The sequence below is a fragment of the Streptomyces sioyaensis genome (assembly GCF_004122735.1).
GTDB lineage: Bacteria > Actinomycetota > Actinomycetes > Streptomycetales > Streptomycetaceae > Streptomyces > Streptomyces sioyaensis.
In genome coordinates this window covers 1-1,550 of record NZ_SDIF01000271.1, presented here as the reverse complement: position 1 = coordinate 1,550, position 1,550 = coordinate 1, and the positions used below count along the sequence as shown (strand labels likewise).

General features: G+C 69.0%; 1 protein-coding gene. It reads right to left on the bottom strand.

Annotated elements, in window-relative coordinates:
- On the bottom strand, positions 1-1,550 hold a 1,550-nt coding region (locus EST54_RS33810), incomplete at both ends, for a type I polyketide synthase (RefSeq protein ID WP_135796923.1).

Genomic DNA, 1,550 nt, shown 5'->3' with positions numbered 1-1,550 from the left:
GGCCAGGAGGCGGTGGGGGCCATGGCGGTGAGGACGGCGTCGGGGCCGATTTCGAGGTAGGTGGTGATGCCGTCGTCGGCGAGGGTGCGTATGCCGTCGGCGAAGCGGACCGCCTCGCGGGCGTGAGTGACCCAGTAGTCGGGGGTGGTCAGCTCGGCTGGTGTGGCGGTGCGGCCGGTGACGTTGGAGACCAGCGGGATACGGGGTTCGGAGTAGGTCAGGCCTGCCACGATCGTGCGGAAGTCGTCGAGCATGGGGTCCATGAGCGGGGAGTGGAAGGCGTGCGAGACCTTGAGGAAGGAGGTCTTGCGGCCCTGGGTCCGGAGGGTTTCGACGATGGTGTTGACGGTGTTCTGGGCGCCGGAGACGACGGTGGCCTGGGGGCCGTTGACGGCGCCGATCGTCGCGTCCTGGGCGCCGTCGAGCAGTGCCCGTACCTCTTCCTCGGTCGCCTCAACGGCTGCCATGACCCCACCGTCGGGCAGGGCCTGCATCAGCCGCCCACGGGCCGCCACCAGCGCACACGCATCCGCCAACGACAGCACCCCGGCCACATGAGCCGCCGTGATCTCACCGATCGAGTGCCCGGCAACCACATCCGGGCGCACACCCCACGACTCAACAAGCCGGAACAGTGCCGTCTCCACGGCAAACAGGGCAGGCTGCGCGTACTCGGTACGGTCCAGCAGAGCGCTCTCCGTCGACCCGCCGTCCTCCGCGAACAGCACGTCCTTCAAAGGTCGTTGGAGGTGGGCGTCGAGGTGGCCGCAAGCCTCGTCCAGCGCCCGCGCGAAGACCGGGAACGCGTCGTACAACTCACGTCCCATCCCGCCCCGCTGCGCGCCCTGTCCGGTGAACAGAAACGCCAACCGTCCCTCAGCCACCACACCCCGGGTGACGCCCGCCGTGTCGTCCCCGCCGGCGGCCAGCGCGGTCAACCCAGCCACCAACTCACCACGGCCGGCGCCTGCCACCACCGCGCGATGCTCCAACTGTGCCCGCGTCGTCGCCAGCGCATACCCCACATCCACCGGCTCCGGAGCACCCGCAACCGCATCCGTACGCTCCAACAGGTCCAACAGCCGGGCCGCCTGAGCGCTCAGTGCCTCAGATGACCGGGCACTGAGTACCAGCGGCGGCACCGGTCCCGTGGAGGCGGGACGTTCCGGCATCTCGTCCGTCGGCGGGGCTTCTTCGAGGATGATGTGGGCGTTGGTGCCGCTGATTCCGAATGAGGAGACGCCTGCCCGGCGCGGGGTCGTAGCGTCCCACTCCACTTGTTCGGTCAGGAGCCGGACCTGGCCGGCGGACCAGTCCACCTTCGAGGACGGCGCATCCACATGCAGGGTCCGGGGCAGCACACCATGGCGCATCGCCATGACCATTTTGATGATCCCGGCGACGCCTGCCGCGGCCTGCGTGTGTCCTAGGTTCGACTTCACCGAACCGAGCCACAGTGGACGTTCCTCCTCCCGGTCTTGGCCGTAGGTGGCGATCAGTGCTTGGGCTTCGATGGGGTCGCCGAGGACGGTGCCGGTGCCGTGTGCTTC